Source organism: Nocardia sp. NPDC059229 (assembly GCF_042754165.1).
Classification (GTDB): domain Bacteria; phylum Actinomycetota; class Actinomycetes; order Mycobacteriales; family Mycobacteriaceae; genus Nocardia.
In genome coordinates, this window is sequence record NZ_JBHZAK010000001.1 from 384,194 (window position 1) to 399,459 (window position 15,266).

Here is a 15,266-nt window from a genome sequence, read left to right on the forward strand (position 1 = left end):
TCACCTATCCGCGACATGCCTGCGGCCGCCGGGAACCTACCTCCTCCGGCGTCGGGTCACGCGCTGATCGGCAATCGGCGCAGCGAGCGCAGGGCGTAGTGCACCCGGGTCTTGACGGTGCCGACCGGTATGCCCAGGTCGGCGGCCACATCCTGGTAGGCGCGATCACGCAGGATCACCTGAACAATGGCGTCGCGCTGCGGCGGCGGCAGCTGGTCCAGCAGGTCGGCGACCAGCAGCCCGTCGGTCAGCGCCTCGGTGAAGTCGGGGCGGGCGCAGCGGTTCTCGGCCTGCTCCCCGATCTGGTCCCAGCTGGTGTCACCGGGGCGGGCGGCCCGGAAGCGGGCGGTATCGATGAGCACGTTGCGTTCGATGGTGAGCAGCCAGGTGCGCACGCTGCCCCGATCCGGGTCGTAGCTGGCGCAGGCGCGCCACGCCCGCAACAGGGTCTCCTGCACGGCGTGTTCGGCGAGGCCGGGGTCGCCGAGGCGGCTGATGGCCCGCCAGTGCAACAGGCCGCGGTCGGCGGCCAGGACGGCCGCCAGGCCCGCGTCGGTGCACAGCCGGGCGCAGTGGTCGGCGCAGCCGGTGCTGACCGGGCGAAGACTTCCCATGCTTGAATATCGTCGCGGGAGCCGAAAGGGCATCGCTCGAGTTTGTGAATTCTCCGAAACCTCCCGATTTACCGAAAACAGACCGCAATCTCTGATAGACCCTCCCCGGGAGATGCGGGGATCTGTCCCGACGCCGCACGCCGGGAACCGTGCGGTGCAGTGAGCTGCTCAGGGAGGAACACCGTGCGTGCAGGCGCGCTCGTGGTCGCGGGAGCATTCGCTTCCGCGCTGACAATGGCCGCAACCGGAATTGCGGCCGCCGAACCGGCCACCGATATCACGGTGGACGGGACGTATCTGGTCAATGTGGATATCAAGCCGGGCACGTACATCGGCGACGGGACGCCGGATCCAGGCGCCGGCGCGTGCTTCTGGCGGCGGCTGTGGAAGGTCCAGCAGCCGGGCGATTATCCGGACCCGAACTACTACATCATCGCCAGCGACTTCACCCGGACGAAGCCGATCACGGTGGAGATCAAGGCGACCGATGTGGGGTTCTCGACCGAGAACTGCGGGACCTGGCATCTGCAGCCCGCGCGACCCAGTACGGGCTCGTTCGGGTGACCACGGTTCGGAAGGGGTTCCGGGGGCTTGCCCGCGGCCCCTTCCGAGCGCATCCCGCGGCCAGGGTGGCCGCATGACCAGGCGGAAGATTCTCATCACCGGCGCCAGCTCCGGATTGGGCGCGAGCGTGACGGCGCTGGGCGAGGGGCTGGCCATCGAGCTGCGCGGGACCCCGATCCGGGTGACCACGGTGCCGCCGGGCTTCATCGCCACCGGCGGCCAAGGCCGGGAACGCGAAACTGGTTGTGCCGCTGGACAAGGGCGTGAATTCCATGGTGGCCGCCATCGAGCGGGAGGCGGTGCGCGCGTCCGTGCCCGAATGGCCCTGGCGGGTACTGGGATCGGTGATGCCGCTGCTGCCGCGCGCGATCATGGCGCGGATGGGCTAGGACCGCGGGCAATCGGCGCGAAGACTGTCGCATGATCGAATCGCACCGATAGCATCGCGGCCATGGCGAAATTCACCACCTGGGACGGCTTGGAGCTCAACTACCGCGTGTGGGAGGGCGAGGGCGTTCCGGTGGTGCTGCAGCACGGAATCGTGGCGGACACCAATGCCAATTGGATGAGCGTGGGTGTGGTCTCGGCGCTGCAGCGGGCGGGCCGTCACGTCATCTCGCTGGACGCGCGCGGCCACGGCCGCTCCGAGAAGCCGCACGACCCGGCCCGCTACTCGTGGCAGGCCATGGCCGACGACCTGCGCGCGCTGTTCGACGAGCTCGGGCTGGATCGCGTCGCGCTGGCCGGCTATTCGATGGGCGCGATCATCTCGCTGCTGGTCGCGGGCGCCGACAAGCGGGTGGAGCGGCTGGCCATCGGCGGCATCGGCAGCGGCGTGGTGGACTGCGGCGGAATCGATTGGCGCGTCATCGATGCCGCGGACCTCACGACCGCCATGTCCGGTGACGGCTCCGGTGCGGTCCCCCAGGCTCGCATGTTCCGCATCCTGGCCGACGCCCTGGGCGCGGACCGCGAGGCCATCGCGATGCTCGCCACCGGATTGCACGAGGCCCCGATCGAATCCCTGTCCGGCATCACCATTCCCACCCTGGTGCTGGCGGGCGACAACGATCCGTTCGCGGCCGAACCGGAACGCCTCGCCGCCGCCCTGCCCGATGCCACCTGTGTGGTTGTCCCCGGCGATCACCTCGCCGCCGTCGCCAACCCCGCCTTCTCCGCCGCCCTGGTCGACTTCCTGCGGTGAGAAGCGCCCGAGAGTTGGCTAATACTGCTTGCGGTGGGGGACGAACTCCAGGGTGAGCAATGCCAGCGCCGCGATCAGGACCTCGCGCCAGCGGATCAGGACGTAGCGCTGATCGCCGAAGGCGTTGAACTTGCGCAGGAATCGGTACAGCGATTCCAGCCGGATGAGCGGATCGCCCAGCCGCACGGCGAGATACACCGTCTGCATGGTCCGCGACCGGTGCTTGTCGGCGAAGATCTCCGGAAACGCCGCGAAGGCCAGCGAGATTCGCTTGATCCCGTGTTCGCGCGCGTACTCCACCAGGTCCACGATCATGCGCTCGTCGAGCCCGTTGGGTGCGTCGCGCCGCCGCCACGGCACGTCCAGGCTGAGTTCCTGGCCGTTGTCGGAGGCGCCGTAGCGCTGGAATCCCACCACCTGGCCGTCGGCGTCGCGGGCGATCACCACCAGCATGCCGGGGTGCCGGCCGTCGAGCAGGTGGTCGAGGATCATGGAGAAGCCGCGGGTCTGCCGCCCGCTCCCCCACTCGTCGACGATGGCCAGCAGCGTCTCGCGCTGGGGTTCGGTGAGTGCGACCTCGGGGAGGATCTCGGTGGTGACGCCGAAGTTCTTGGTGCGGCTCACCGCCTGCCGCAGATTGCGGTACTTGCGGCCGACCATGTCGAAGCGGTCGACGTGGACAATCACGTCCCGGCCGACGGCGATGGCACGCAGCCCGCGGTGATCCACCGCCCGCCGCTGCCAGATCTCGGTGACCTCCGGGCTGGCGCCCAGGACCGCGATGCGCCAGCCGTGGCTGCCCGCGAAGAGCGAGAATTCGGTGAGCAATTCGGGGAACCGGCCGGGGTCGCCGATCGGATCGCCGGAGACGACCGCGATTCCGAGCCGGGCCCGGTAAGCGATGGCGGCGGAGCCGTTCTCGTTGAAGAAGTAGGTCTTGGACGAGTGCAGCGCGAAGGGGGCCAGCGGATCCCCCTGGCTGCGCCGGACCAGTTCGGCCACCCGGGGCAGCTGCTCGGGCTGCGGTTTGCTGCCCTGCGGCAGCACCAGGATGGCGCCGCTGGCGGCGAGGAAGACGAAGCCGACCACCGGGTGGTCGGTGCGATAGCTGAAGTTCGAGACCACCAGGGTCAATGCCGCGTAGGTGAGGTGCGGCAGGGTGATGGGCCGGCGCAGGTACAGCCCGCGGGCCACGAACAGCCCGGCGAAGGACACCGCCACGAACCAGCCGTGGTCATTGCCCTCGCGGGAGGCCCGCTCGGCCGCCCAGACCAGGATCACGCTGCCCAGGACCAGCGCGCCCATCAGGCCGACACGGGTACTGGGTCCGGCGGTGAAGGTGGTTTCCCGATACGCGGTCAACGTCGGATTCGGTATGCGTTGCTCACGCATCTGGACCCCTTTTCTCCACATGCGAAAGTCTCACGGGCCCTCTCCCCATGGTGAGTCCTCCGCATCTCCCTCTCCAACACACTATGTCGGAGAGACGATTCGAGGCACCGAGTTATTCCGGCCAACCCAGCCGTGGCGAGGTGAGCACGGGGTCGGTGATGCCATTGTTGCAGGCCAGACCGACCGCGTCCCAGCCCGCGAGACTCGATCCGGCCTCGTATTGGGATTGGAAGAAGTCCAGGGCGGTGCCGACGGGGTCGGCGCTGGTACGGACGTCGTCGTAGGGCAGGTAGGCGTTGTGGCCGGACCCGGAGACCACCCAGTGGGCCTCGGCCGGTCGGAGCGGCCGATCGCTGAGTCCGGCGGGCTCGGGCGCGGTGTAGGAGTAGAAGGTCGGGGCGGGGGTCTTGTCGTCGCCGAACCAGAATCCGGCGCTGATCACCTCCCGGGAATACGCCTCGCGGGTGACCGGATCCACACTGTCGGGCATCGGGATCTTGCGGTCGGAGAAGCGCTGCACGGACAGGTCGAAGGTGTGCCAGAACAGCTGGACCGGGCTGATCTTGCCGGAGTAGGTGGCGCTGAATTCTTCCAGGATGCGCCCGACCTGGCTGTGTACGTGGAACGCGCGCCGGGCGGCGGCGGGGTCGTAGGTGCGGTGTTCTTCGTCCTCGTCGAAGGGCCGGCCGTGGTCGGGCAGGTCGAAGGGGGTGGAGTGGGCCAGGACCACCTCGACGCCGAGATTGCGCAGCGCGTTCATGGCCTCGACGTAGAAGCTCGCCACCGACTGGCCCGCGAGCGGGACCTCCTCCTCCGTGCCGCGGTCGTTGCAGATCCGCAGCACGTGGTCGAAGAAGTCGAAGGAGCAGGTGAAGACCGGGCCCTCGGTTGCGGTGCCGAGCGGGACGGTGGTCCAGCCGCGGGCGGTCAGCCGGTAGGTCAGGTGCCACCAGTGGTTGCGTCTGATCCCTTTGGCCAGCGCCACCTTGCCGATGATCTGGGCGTAGCGGTGGAGAGTTTCCTTGGTGGGCCGCCACGAGTCGAGCGGGATGGCGGGCAGTATTTCCTCGGCCATTCGCTCATGCTACCCAGCGACCGGTCGACTACCGCCCGACTCGGGCGTGCGGCTACCGACCGTCTCCGGCGTGCCCGGCCAGCAGCTCGCTGAACGGGCGTACCGCGCCGACGCCATTGCCGGAGCTGCGTCGGTGGACCGGCTCGTCCTGCAGAAAGCCCTGGACGCCGGTGGGTTCGGCGACCATGAGCTGGGCCAGTTCGGCGGCCGCGCGGTGGATGCGCTCGGCCAGTCCGGTGGAGCCGAAGTCCTCGGTGGCGGCGAAGACGCCGGTCGGTACCACCACGGACCGCAGGTAGGTGAACAGCGGACGCATGGCGTGATCGAGCACCAGCGAATGTCGGGCGGTGCCCGCGGTGGCGGCGATCAGGACCGGCATGCCATTGAGCGCATCGGTGTCGAGGACGTCGATGAACATCTTGAACAGGCCGCTGTAGCTGGCCGTGAACACCGGTGTCACCGCGATGATGCCGTCGGCGTCGGAGACCCGCTGCCGGGCCGCGGCCACCGCGGGCGTGGGCAGCCCGCCGGTGGTCATGGTGGTGGCGAGATCGCTTGCCAGTTCCCGCAGTTCGATGACCTCGACCTCGAGGCTCTCCCCGCGCCCGCCCACCGCCGCGGTGACCGCGGCGGCGAGCTGGTCGGCGAGCAGCCGGGTGGAGGAGGGCTGCGAGAGCCCGGCGGTCAGCACTACGAGTTTGCGACTCATGCTCGTCCTCAGTTCTTTTCGGCGAGCAGGCGCTCGCGGGCGGGCTCGACCAGGTGGTGCGGGGCGTCCGGTCCGGCGGCGACCAGCGACGCGTGGGTGGGCGGATCGCTGGGCACTCCGGCGGGGCGGCGCGCCTCGAATTCCTTGCGCAGCACCGGGACGACCTCCTTGCCGAGGATCTCGAGCTGTTCGAGGACCATGTCCAGCGGGAGGCCGGCGTGGTCCATGAGGAACAGCTGCCGCTGGTAGTCGCCGACATTGTCGGCGAAGCCCAGGGTGCGCTCGATGACCTGTTCGGGGGTGCCGACGGTGAGCGGGGTCAGTTCGGTGAAGTCCTCCATCGACGGGCCGTGCCCGTACACGGGCGCATTGTCGAAGTAGGGGCGGAAGATCCGCTTGGCCTCGGCCTCGGTCTCGGCCATGAAGACCTGGCCGCCGAGTCCGACGATGGCCTGTTCGGCGGCGCCGTGCCCGTAGTGCTCGAAGCGGCGGCGGTACAGGTTCACCATCTGCCGGGTGTGCTGCTGGTCCCAGAAGATGTTGTTGTGGAAGAAGCCGTCACCGTAATAGGCGGCCTGCTCGGCGATTTCCGGCGAGCGGATGGAGCCGTGCCACACGAACGGCGGGGTGCCGTCGAGCGGGGCGGGGGTGGCGGTGAAGCCCTGCAGCGGGGTGCGGAACTTGCCTTCCCAGTCCACCCGCTGTTCGCGCCACAGGCGGCGCAGCAGGTGGTAGTTCTCCACCGCGAGCGGGATGCCGTCGCGAATGTCCTTGCCGAACCACGGGTAGACGGGTCCGGTGTTGCCGCGGCCCATCATGAGGTCCACCCGGCCGCCGGCCAGGTGCTGCAGCATGGCGAAGTCCTCGGCGATCTTCACCGGATCGTTGGTGGTGATGAGGGTGGTGGAGGTGGACAGCACGAGCTTCTCGGTCTGCGCCGCGATGTAGCCGAGCATGGTGGTCGGCGAGGACGGCACGAACGGCGGGTTGTGGTGCTCGCCGGTGGCGAAGACGTCGAGGCCGACCTCTTCGGCCTTGAGGGCGATGCGGACCATGGCCTGGATGCGCTCGGCCTCGGTCGGGGTGCGGCCGGTGGTGGGGTCCATCGTCACGTCACCGACGCTGAAAATTCCGAACTGCACGGGTCCTCCTCGGGTCGCTGCCATTTTTGGTGGATATGACAACCACTTGAACATAGGGGGTGGCGGGCGTATTCCGGGGCGTGAGTGCGGGGTGATTCGCGCCACTACCGCACCCGCGGAGCAACCGGAGCCACAACGCCGGAATTCCGCCGACACCTGGCCGATTCGGCCTACCGGAGACTGTGGAGTACCCGCAAACAACCTGTGGGTACAGCGAAAGACTCAGTAGTGCAAGATCTTTCGACGTATCCTGAACATTCCCCGCGCAACGCCGGAGATCTCGAGCATGGACAGGGGGTAGATCCAATGGCGGACAACACCGTCGGTACGGCATACGCCGTTGTCGTCACCGCGGTCGCCGATCCGATGCAGGTGGAGGGCCTGGAATGGGATCGTGCGGTGGAATACCTGCCCAGTATCGATTCCCGCATCATGCAGAAGTGGGTGCGCTCGCAGGAGGACGGCCCCGATCCCCGTCGCGGCGTGGTCATTCCGGGCCCGCAGCGCCGGGTCGGGCACCGACATCCCTATCGCGAGGTCTGCGTCCCCTCGGCCGAATACCAGCTCTTCAGCGCGGCGGTCCGCACCAACCGCCGCCGCGCCCTGACCACTACCTGCGCCGAGGACGAGGCTCGCCAGCGAGCCCGCCTACTGTCCACGGCGCACTGACCCGTCCTATATATCCACTGACCGTCGCGTCGGGCCGCTCGGGGGGTCGAGCGGAACTCGGAGACGGGTTGCGGCGTGTCAGACTCGCGGTGTGCGCATCGCGATTCTGGGTCCGCTGGAAGTGGTGGCCGGTGACCGCCCGGTGCCGGTCGCCGGAACGCGATTGCGCGGACTGCTGATTCGGCTGGCTCTGGACCCCGGGCGTCCGGTGAGCGTGGGCGCGCTGGTCGAGGCGGTATGGCCGGAGCGGATTCCCGCACGGCCCGAACACGCCCTGCACGAACTGGTTTCCCGTCTCCGGCGCGCTCTGCCGGACGAGGTGAGGATCCGGTCGGGCGCGGGTGGCTATCGCCTCGAGGTCTCGGCGCTGTCCGTGGACGCCTACCGCTTCGAGCGGCTGGTGCGCGGTGGTCTGGTGAACGGGGAACGCGGTGATCACGAGCGCTCGATCGCCCTACTGCGCGAGGGACTCGCACTGTGGCGCGGCCCCGCGCTGGCGGATGTCGCAGACCTGCCCTTCGCCGCGGCGGCGGCCACCAGGTTGGAGGAGCTCCGCGTCAGCGCGACAGAATCGGTGATCGCGGCCGAACTGGCCGTACGCCCGGGCAATTCACTCCTGATCACCGAGCTGGAGGAACTACTCGCGGCGTACCCACTACGGGAGCGCCTGCGACTGCTGCACATTCGCGGCCTGCACGACGCGGGCCGCACCGCCGACGCCCTGACCGCCTTCGATGGCTACCGCACCCGGCTGGCCGCCGAACTCGGCACCGACCCCGGCCCCGACCTGGCCGAGCTACACCTCCGACTGCTGCGCGGTGAACTCCCCCGCACCCAACCCCCGATCGATGATGCCGCACATGGGGCGTCGGTGACCGCGCGACCGGATTCGGGGGCGGGCCCGGGGAGCGAGATGCTGGGCCGGGGGCGGGCCGGGCGGCTGCGGGTGCCGTTGACGAGCTTTGTGGGGCGGGAGCGGGAGCTGGCCGAGGTCGGGGCGCGGGTGGGGCGGGCACGGCTGGTGACGTTGGTGGGGCCGGGCGGGGCGGGGAAGACCCGCTTGGCGATGGCAGTCGCCGCGGAGTTGGGCGAGCGATTTCCGGGTGGGGTGGGGGTGGCGGAACTGGCTGCGGTGAGCGATGTTTCGGATGTACCGCAGGCGGTGGCGACGAGCCTGGGGGTGGTGCTGGCACGCGGGCACGAAGCATCGAGGGCGGATCCGGTGGGGCTGCTGGCGGACGCCTTGCCGACCGCGCCGACGCTGCTGGTGCTCGACAATTGTGAGCATCTCGTCGACGGCGTGGCGGACCTCGCCGGGGAACTGCTCGGCTGTGTACCCGAGCTGCGGATTCTCGCGACGAGCCGGCAATCGCTGGGAATCACCGGGGAAACTCTGTGGGAGACCGCGCCTTTGGCGGTGCCGTCACCGAATTCACCGGACGCCGCGAGCTATGCGGCGGTGCGGCTGTTCCTCGATCGGGCCACGGCGGTCCGCCCCGATCTTCCGGTGTCCGGCCCGGAGCTGGAGACGGTCGCGGAGATCTGCCGTCAGCTCGACGGTCTGCCGTTGGCGCTGGAGCTGGCCGCTGCGAAGGTGCGCGTCATGCCGCTGGCCACGCTGCACGCGCGGCTGGCCGACAGGTTCACCGTGCTGGCGGGCGGCAATCGCACCGCGCTCCCGCGGCATCGCACGCTGCGGGCCGTATTGGATTGGGACTGGGAACTGCTCGGCGAGGCCGAACGCACGGCGCTCGCGCGTCTTGCCGTCTTCGCCACCCCGTTCACGCAGGCTGCGCCCGAGTCGCTCGGCGTCGCTGCCGCCGAGCTCGAGGCCCTGCTCGACCGGTCGTTGCTGCAGCTGCTGGAGCCGATCCCCGATCCGTCGAATCCCGGTGCGCCGAAACCGCAACCGCGCTACCGGGTGCTCGAAACGGTCCGCGAGTACGGGCTCGCACAGCTCACGGCCCGGGGCGAACTCGACTCCACCCGGGCGGCGCACACGGCGTACTACCTGGCGCTGGCGGAGCGGGCGCAGCCGCGGCTCCGCAGCCACGATCAGCTCCCTTGGCTGCGCCTCCTCGATGCCGAGCACGAGAATCTGCTCGCGGCCCTCCGCTTCTCGCACGAGTCCGGCGACGTGCACACCGCGGCGCGACTGGGCTCCGCACTCGGCATGTACTGGGCTCTGCACGGAGCGCATGCGGACGCGGTCCGCATGCTCCGGCCGGTGCTGCACCTGCCCGCCGTCCGGCCCCATCCGCCGCTCGCGGCCGCTTTCGCCCTGCACTCCATGCTCGCCGCCCAGGCGGCCGAACTCGGTGCGGACACCGATCACCTCCGCCGCTGGATCGGCGTCGAGCCTGAGCCGAGCGGGGATGGGGCGGCCGAATTGGCTTGCGCACTGGTGGAATTGGCGGCCGAGCGGGTCGAGGCGGGGCTCGAGGTGGTGGAGCCGTGGCTCGGGCACCCGGATGCGTGGACTCGGGGAATGTTCTGGCTGGTGCGGTCCTTCCTGAATGCCAATGCCTCGGGGGTGGCCCGGCTGGATGAGGACTTGCGCACTGCGGCTGCGTGTTTCGAGGAGGCAGGGGAGCGATGGGGGCAATCGACGGCCCTGACGTATCTGGCGTTCGCGCGTGCCACGCTCGGGGATCTCGATGGCGCGGCCGATGCGATGGCGGCTGCCCTGGCGGCGGCCGAAGAGCTGGGTAGCACTGTCGCACTGCGCATCTGGCTGGTCATGATTCGCTTGCACTCCGGTGAGGTCGAGGCGGCGCGCACGGATCTGAATGCGGTGCTCGCCGAATCGCTCTCGGCCCGGGACACGGTGATGGCGCGGTTCCTGGCCGCCGACATCGCGCGGATCGACGGAGATATGCCCGGGTCGGCGCGGCAGTTGCGGATCGTGGAGGCCGATCTGAATCGGGCCATGACCGAGGATCGGTCGTATCGAGCCATGTTCGGGCTGCGTATGGGCTTCTTGCGGGCGGCCGAGGGACAGGTGGGTGCGGCGGTCGCGCACTGTGCCGACGCCTGGGCGAATGCGGTGGCGATCCGGGACATGCCCATGGCCGCCGAAGTGAGTGTCGGGGTGGCGCGGACCTGCCTGGCGGCCGGACTGGCCGCGGCGGCGGCCGAGTCGCTGGGGGCCGGACACGCCCTGCGCGGTGCGCCCGATGCCCGGAATCCCGACATCGTGGCGCTCCGAACGGAATTGGACGCCGTGCTCGGAGCCGAGGCGACGGACGTCTACGAGCGTGGCCGGGCGCTCCCCCGCGCCCAGGCCGTTGCCTCGATCGAAACATGCCTGTCGGCGGCGCGCGAACACCGTGGTCTTCCTGGACGGGGTGAGTAGCGTGGACGCCCGTATGAGCGGGGTATGAGCTCGGTGTGAGAGTGGCCCCGCACTGTGGGCCGCATGCGAAACGAATCCGATCTGCACGAGTACCTCACCACCTATCCGCAGGAGATGGCGTTCGGCACCGACGATCCCGCTGTCCTGGTCGACCGCTGGTTCGCACCCGATATCGACTACCGCAACGACGGCTTCCGCCTGAACCGCCACGCCCTGGTCTCGCACGCCCGCCCCGCGCGCAAGAATGCCGAGTCGGTGCGGGTGGAGGTGCACCGCGCCCTGCTCTCGGGTGACGCCATCGCCGCCCACTACACGCTGTACGCCACCCTGCGCACCACCGGCCCGACCGCCACCGAGATCTGCATGGTGGGCAGGCTGGCCGCCGACGGCCGGATCGCGGAGGTCGATCAGCTCACCCGCTCCGTGCCGGTCGGGGGCGAGTAATCGTGGGGAAGCTACTGCGCCGAATGGTGTGGGCCGCCATCGCCTTCTGGGTGGTGGCCATCGTCGCGACCGGTGGGTTGGCCGGCAAGCTGGGTTCGGCGGAGAAGAACGATGCCACCACGTGGCTGCCGAAAAGCGCCGAGTCGACGAAGGTTTCGGAACTGGCCGGGAAGTTCACCGGAAAGGATGTGTATCCGGCGGTCGTCGTTTACGACCGGGGCGGCGCGGTCCTGAGCGCGGCGGACCAGGATCGGGCCCGCGCGGATATCGGCCGGTTCGCTGCACTGCCGAATGTGCACGGGCCGGTCGAGGGGCCGGTGGTGTCCGGCGACGGCCAGGCCATCCAGGTCGTGGTCCCGATCACCGTGGGGGTCAAGGGAATCAGCGACACCCTGCCGACGGTGAAGTCCATACGAGCCATGGTCGCGGGCTCGGGAATGAGTGTCCATGTCACCGGACCGGCGGGTTACGGGGCCGACTCGGCGGACGCGTTCTCCGGGGTGAACTCCACCCTGCTGTATGTGACCATCGCGATCGTCGTGGCGATTCTGCTGGTCACCTACCGCAGCCCGGTGCTGTGGCTGCTACCGCTGCTCTGTGTCGGAGTAGCCCTGACCGTCGCGCAGGCCCTGATCTACCTGCTGGCCGCGCACGCCGGCCTGACAGTCAACAGTGATACCGAATTCCTGCTCACCGTCCTGGTTTTCGGTGCGGGCACCGATTACGCCCTGCTGCTCACCGCCCGCTACCGTGAGGAATTGCGCCGCCGGGAGGACCGCTATGCGGCCATGGCCACCGCCATCCGCCGGGCCGGGCCGGCGATCGCCGCGAGTGCAGTCACGGTGGCGCTGAGCCTCCTCTGCCTGGTCGTCGCGGACCTGAACTCGACCAAGAGTCTCGGTCCGGTGATGGCGACCGGTGTGCTCGTCGACTTCGCGGTACTCACCACCCTGTACCCGGCCCTGCTGGTCCTGTGCGGGCGCTGGATATTCTGGCCCGCCGCACCACGTTTCGGCGATCCGGAACCGTCCGGCGGTCGCTGGATGCGCACCCTCACCCGGTTGACGGTTGCCCGCCCGCGCCGCGTCTGGCAGCTCACCGCCGCGGCCCTCGCGGTGCTGGCCCTGGGCCTGTTCGGCCTGCACGCGGCAGGCCTGAGGCCCCAGGACACCTTCCGGACCCGGCCGGAGGCAGTGGCGGGCGAGCAGGTGCTGGTGCGCCACTTCCCGGGTGGATCGGGCGATCCGCTGCAGATAATCGGCCCGGCCGCCCAGGGTGAGCGGCTGCGCGCGCTGGCCGCCGAAGTCCCCGGTGTGGTCGCGGTGTCCGCACCCGCGACCATCGACGGCCTGGCCTACCTCGAAGCGACCGCAGCAGACGCCACCGACAGCGTTGCCGCCTTCGCAACCGTCGACCGGCTCCGGTCGGCGCTGCACTCGGTGCCCGGCGCCATGGTGGGCGGCGGCAGCGCGGTGGCGCTCGACACGCTGAACTCCTCCCGTCATGACCGCAATCTCGTTGTGCCGCTGGTTCTCTCGGTCGTCTTTCTGATCATGGCCATCCTGCTGCGATCCCTCGTGGCGCCGGCGATGATGCTGGCGACCGTCGTACTGTCTCTCGCGGCGGCGCTGGGCGTCAGTGCCGTGGCCTTCGGCAAGCTCCTCGGCTTCCACGGTGCGGATGCGGCATTCCCCCTGTGGACCTTCGTGTTCCTGGTCAGCCTGGGCATCGACTACTCGATCTTCCTGATGGCCCGGATCCGCGAGGAGAGCACCCGCCACGACGCCACCACCGCCACGGTCATCGCCGTCCGCACCACCAGCGGCACGATCACCGCCGCGGGCGTCGTCCTCGCGGGCACCTTCGCAGCATTGCTCACTCTCCCTCTGGTTTTCGCGGCGGAGATCGGCTTCGCCGTAGCCTTCGGCGTCCTCCTGGACGCCTTCGTAGTCCGCACAATCCTGGTTCCCGCCCTGGCCATGGACCTGGGCGAACGCCTCTGGTGGCCACGACGCCGGGCGAAGACACCGAATGCCCGGCGAGAACTGGTCTCACCGGGCATCCCGGAGTAGGGACGGGACAGGTGGCCGACATGAGGGCGGTTCGTCAAGCCGCTGTCATGTTGTGGTGCAACCGATTTGACGGTGATCGTCTGCAGGTCATTCGCGACGATCACCTTGCCGGTGTAGCCCTGTTGGGCCCAGGTGGCCCATTGGGACGGGTCGACGGCAGGCCGAGGAAAACCGCGAACAACTCATGCACGAACGAAAGTTCTTCGTCGACGAACACAACAATGAGCTGTAGGAGCGCGAATTCTCCCTCTGCGAACACTGATTCGACCGGACCTCACCATGGCGCAGAATCGAGATGGTGATGGATATCGCGAATCCCGCGCTCGAGCGGACCGTCTCGGGACACGTGGTGCGCATTGTGCTGGACACGGCGGTCAGGTCCGGTATCGACGAGGTGGAGGCCACGCGAATCGGGAGCTTCGATCGGAAGTTGCTGGCCGATGACCGGATTCGCATTCCCTCGGAGAGCCAGTATCGACTGTGGGCGCTGATGGAGCATGTCGTCGGCAACGAGGCGGGCGTGCGGGCCGCGGATATGGCCGATCGCGGGCGGTTGCATATCTGGGACTATCTGTTCAGCAGTGCTCCGACACTGGCCGAAGGATTTCACGACGCATCTCGGTTCAGCGTCGTGATCTGCGATCCGGCGGCGCAGTTGGGGGTCACCGACGACGGGTCCGCGCTCACGGTCGGGTACCGCGGCACCACCTATGGCGAGACCCGCGGCATCATCAACGAGTTCGCGGTGATCGTGGCCGTCCGGCGCGCCCGCGATGCCTTCGGCGACGCGGCGGTGCCCGTGCGAGTCGACTTCGCGCACCCGGCGCCCCGGCATCATGGATATCTCGAAGATGCCTTGGGCACCACGGTGATTCATTTCGGCCAACCGGCAGACCTGATCCACTATCGGATCACTGGAAATCGGACCGAGGCGCGGCCGCATGATCCCGGCCTGCGCCGGATCCTGCACACCGCCGCCCAGCATGCCATCGACGAGGCGCGTCCGATTCCCGGATGGATCGAATCCTTCCGCGCGGCACTGTATTCGGAGGTGACGCAGAGCACCGGGCCGACGGACAGCTCACCGAAACGGGGCCCGCGGGTCGCCGCCGTCGCCGCGCGGCTGCGGATCAGTGACCGCACCCTGCAGCGGCGGTTGTCCGAGGCGGGCACCTCCTGGAGCGAGGAGCTGGCCGCGATGCGCTGTGAGCAGGCCACCCGACTGCTGCGTCACACCACGCTCACCGTGCAGGCCATCGCGCTGCGCGTCGGCTACAGCGACGCTCGCGCGCTCAGCCGCGCCTTCGACGGTTGGACCGGTCTGTCCCCGGATGCCTACCGCCGCGCCGACCGCCATCGGGGGTGAGCAGCAGAACGAATCCGACCTGCCCGCCCCACACGGTGAGCGTGTCGAACGCGATGCGTTCCGACACGCCCGCACCGAGACCGAAATGGTTTCTCGCGAACAGGAACACACCGCCGATCACCGAGATCGCCACGGCCAGCGCGGTGCCGACGACCAGGCCGCGCCGCCTGCGCGCCACTTCCGGCGTGATCAGGACCATGCCCGCCAACTGCGCGAACCACTGTGCCAATGCGATGGTGTCGTGTGCCTGCGGCCGAATATCCCAGGGCGCCAGCCCGATTCCCGCGATCCCGAGACCGCCGACAGCCACCAGCGCGCACCCGGCCCGGAATCGACGACCGCTCCACATCCGCGCCCAACCCAGTGCCCCGGCAAAGCTCAGCAGGCCGGTCGACACGAACATCACGTTCTGCACCGCGTGATCGGGCGAGCACACCCATCGCGAGGCCCCATCGCGATCGACGTATTCGCCACACCGCGTGATGCCCAGGTCGCTGATGTAGTTGCCCGACATGCTGTATCCCGCCGGCCACGCGTGGGCCACCGCCAGCGAGACGGGAAAGTACGACAGCGTGAGCAACCAGCAGGCGGCGGTGGCCCATGGCAGCCAGGTGCGATTCGACCGCACCCGGCCGGTGTCCGCGATTGAGGTGGGCACGC

General features: G+C 69.1%; 14 protein-coding genes. 8 read left to right on the plus strand and 6 right to left on the minus strand.

The annotated features are described in order from the left end of the window. Positions 1-56 precede the first annotated feature (56 nt). Positions 57-614, minus strand: coding sequence for a sigma-70 family RNA polymerase sigma factor (locus tag ACFXHE_RS01835; RefSeq protein WP_379378818.1), 558 nt, complete (start codon positions 612-614; stop codon positions 57-59). A gap of 183 nt (positions 615-797) precedes the next feature. Between ACFXHE_RS01835 and ACFXHE_RS01840 the strand changes: the two genes are divergently transcribed. From ACFXHE_RS01840 to ACFXHE_RS01850, 3 genes are all read left to right on the plus strand, one after another. After that, positions 798-1,178 (plus strand): hypothetical protein, encoded by a 381-nt coding sequence (locus tag ACFXHE_RS01840; RefSeq protein ID WP_379378820.1) that lies wholly within the window; start codon positions 798-800, stop codon positions 1,176-1,178. A gap of 245 nt (positions 1,179-1,423) precedes the next feature. Next, complete coding sequence (locus ACFXHE_RS01845) at positions 1,424-1,567, plus strand: hypothetical protein (protein WP_379378822.1); 144 nt, start codon at positions 1,424-1,426, stop codon at positions 1,565-1,567. A 62-nt stretch (positions 1,568-1,629) separates the two neighbouring features. Further along, positions 1,630-2,382 (plus strand): alpha/beta fold hydrolase, encoded by a 753-nt coding sequence (locus ACFXHE_RS01850; RefSeq protein ID WP_379378824.1) that lies wholly within the window; start codon positions 1,630-1,632, stop codon positions 2,380-2,382. An 18-nt stretch (positions 2,383-2,400) separates the two neighbouring features. Here ACFXHE_RS01850 and ACFXHE_RS01855 read toward each other — a convergent pair whose 3' ends face one another. From ACFXHE_RS01855 to ACFXHE_RS01870, 4 genes are all read right to left on the minus strand, one after another. Beyond that, the gene (locus ACFXHE_RS01855) at positions 2,401-3,774 is read right to left on the minus strand and encodes a bifunctional lysylphosphatidylglycerol flippase/synthetase MprF (RefSeq protein ID WP_379378826.1); all 1,374 of its coding nucleotides are present in this window, start codon (positions 3,772-3,774) and stop codon (positions 2,401-2,403) included. Positions 3,775-3,886: 112 nt separating this feature from the next. Next, complete coding sequence (locus ACFXHE_RS01860) at positions 3,887-4,849, minus strand: DUF5996 family protein (protein WP_379378828.1); 963 nt, start codon at positions 4,847-4,849, stop codon at positions 3,887-3,889. A 52-nt stretch (positions 4,850-4,901) separates the two neighbouring features. Then, entirely contained in the window at positions 4,902-5,558 is a 657-nt protein-coding gene (locus ACFXHE_RS01865; protein ID WP_379378829.1) for an FMN reductase, read from the minus strand. Between the two features lie 8 nt (positions 5,559-5,566). Beyond that, a complete protein-coding gene (locus ACFXHE_RS01870; protein WP_379378831.1) occupies positions 5,567-6,700 on the minus strand; it encodes an LLM class flavin-dependent oxidoreductase in 1,134 nt (377 codons plus the stop codon). 306 nt (positions 6,701-7,006) lie between these two features. Between ACFXHE_RS01870 and ACFXHE_RS01875 the strand changes: the two genes are divergently transcribed. The 5 genes from ACFXHE_RS01875 to ACFXHE_RS01895 all read left to right on the plus strand — a co-directional run bounded on the left by ACFXHE_RS01875 (position 7,007) and on the right by ACFXHE_RS01895 (position 14,606). Continuing rightward, positions 7,007-7,369 (plus strand): hypothetical protein, encoded by a 363-nt coding sequence (locus tag ACFXHE_RS01875; RefSeq protein WP_379378833.1) that lies wholly within the window; start codon positions 7,007-7,009, stop codon positions 7,367-7,369. A gap of 91 nt (positions 7,370-7,460) precedes the next feature. Further along, positions 7,461-10,724: a BTAD domain-containing putative transcriptional regulator gene (locus ACFXHE_RS01880; RefSeq protein WP_379378835.1), complete on the plus strand. Its 3,264-nt coding sequence runs from the start codon at positions 7,461-7,463 to the stop codon at positions 10,722-10,724. A gap of 63 nt (positions 10,725-10,787) precedes the next feature. After that, positions 10,788-11,168 (plus strand): nuclear transport factor 2 family protein, encoded by a 381-nt coding sequence (locus tag ACFXHE_RS01885; protein ID WP_379378837.1) that lies wholly within the window; start codon positions 10,788-10,790, stop codon positions 11,166-11,168. A 2-nt stretch (positions 11,169-11,170) separates the two neighbouring features. Beyond that, the gene (locus ACFXHE_RS01890; protein ID WP_379378839.1) at positions 11,171-13,240 is read left to right on the plus strand and encodes an MMPL family transporter; all 2,070 of its coding nucleotides are present in this window, start codon (positions 11,171-11,173) and stop codon (positions 13,238-13,240) included. A 301-nt stretch (positions 13,241-13,541) separates the two neighbouring features. Beyond that, entirely contained in the window at positions 13,542-14,606 is a 1,065-nt protein-coding gene (locus tag ACFXHE_RS01895; protein ID WP_379380338.1) for an AraC family transcriptional regulator ligand-binding domain-containing protein, read from the plus strand. Here ACFXHE_RS01895 and ACFXHE_RS01900 read toward each other — a convergent pair. Beyond that, complete coding sequence (locus ACFXHE_RS01900; protein ID WP_379378841.1) at positions 14,533-15,264, minus strand: DUF998 domain-containing protein; 732 nt, start codon at positions 15,262-15,264, stop codon at positions 14,533-14,535. The genes ACFXHE_RS01895 and ACFXHE_RS01900 overlap by 74 nt on opposite strands. Between the last annotated feature and the right edge of the window lie 2 nt (positions 15,265-15,266).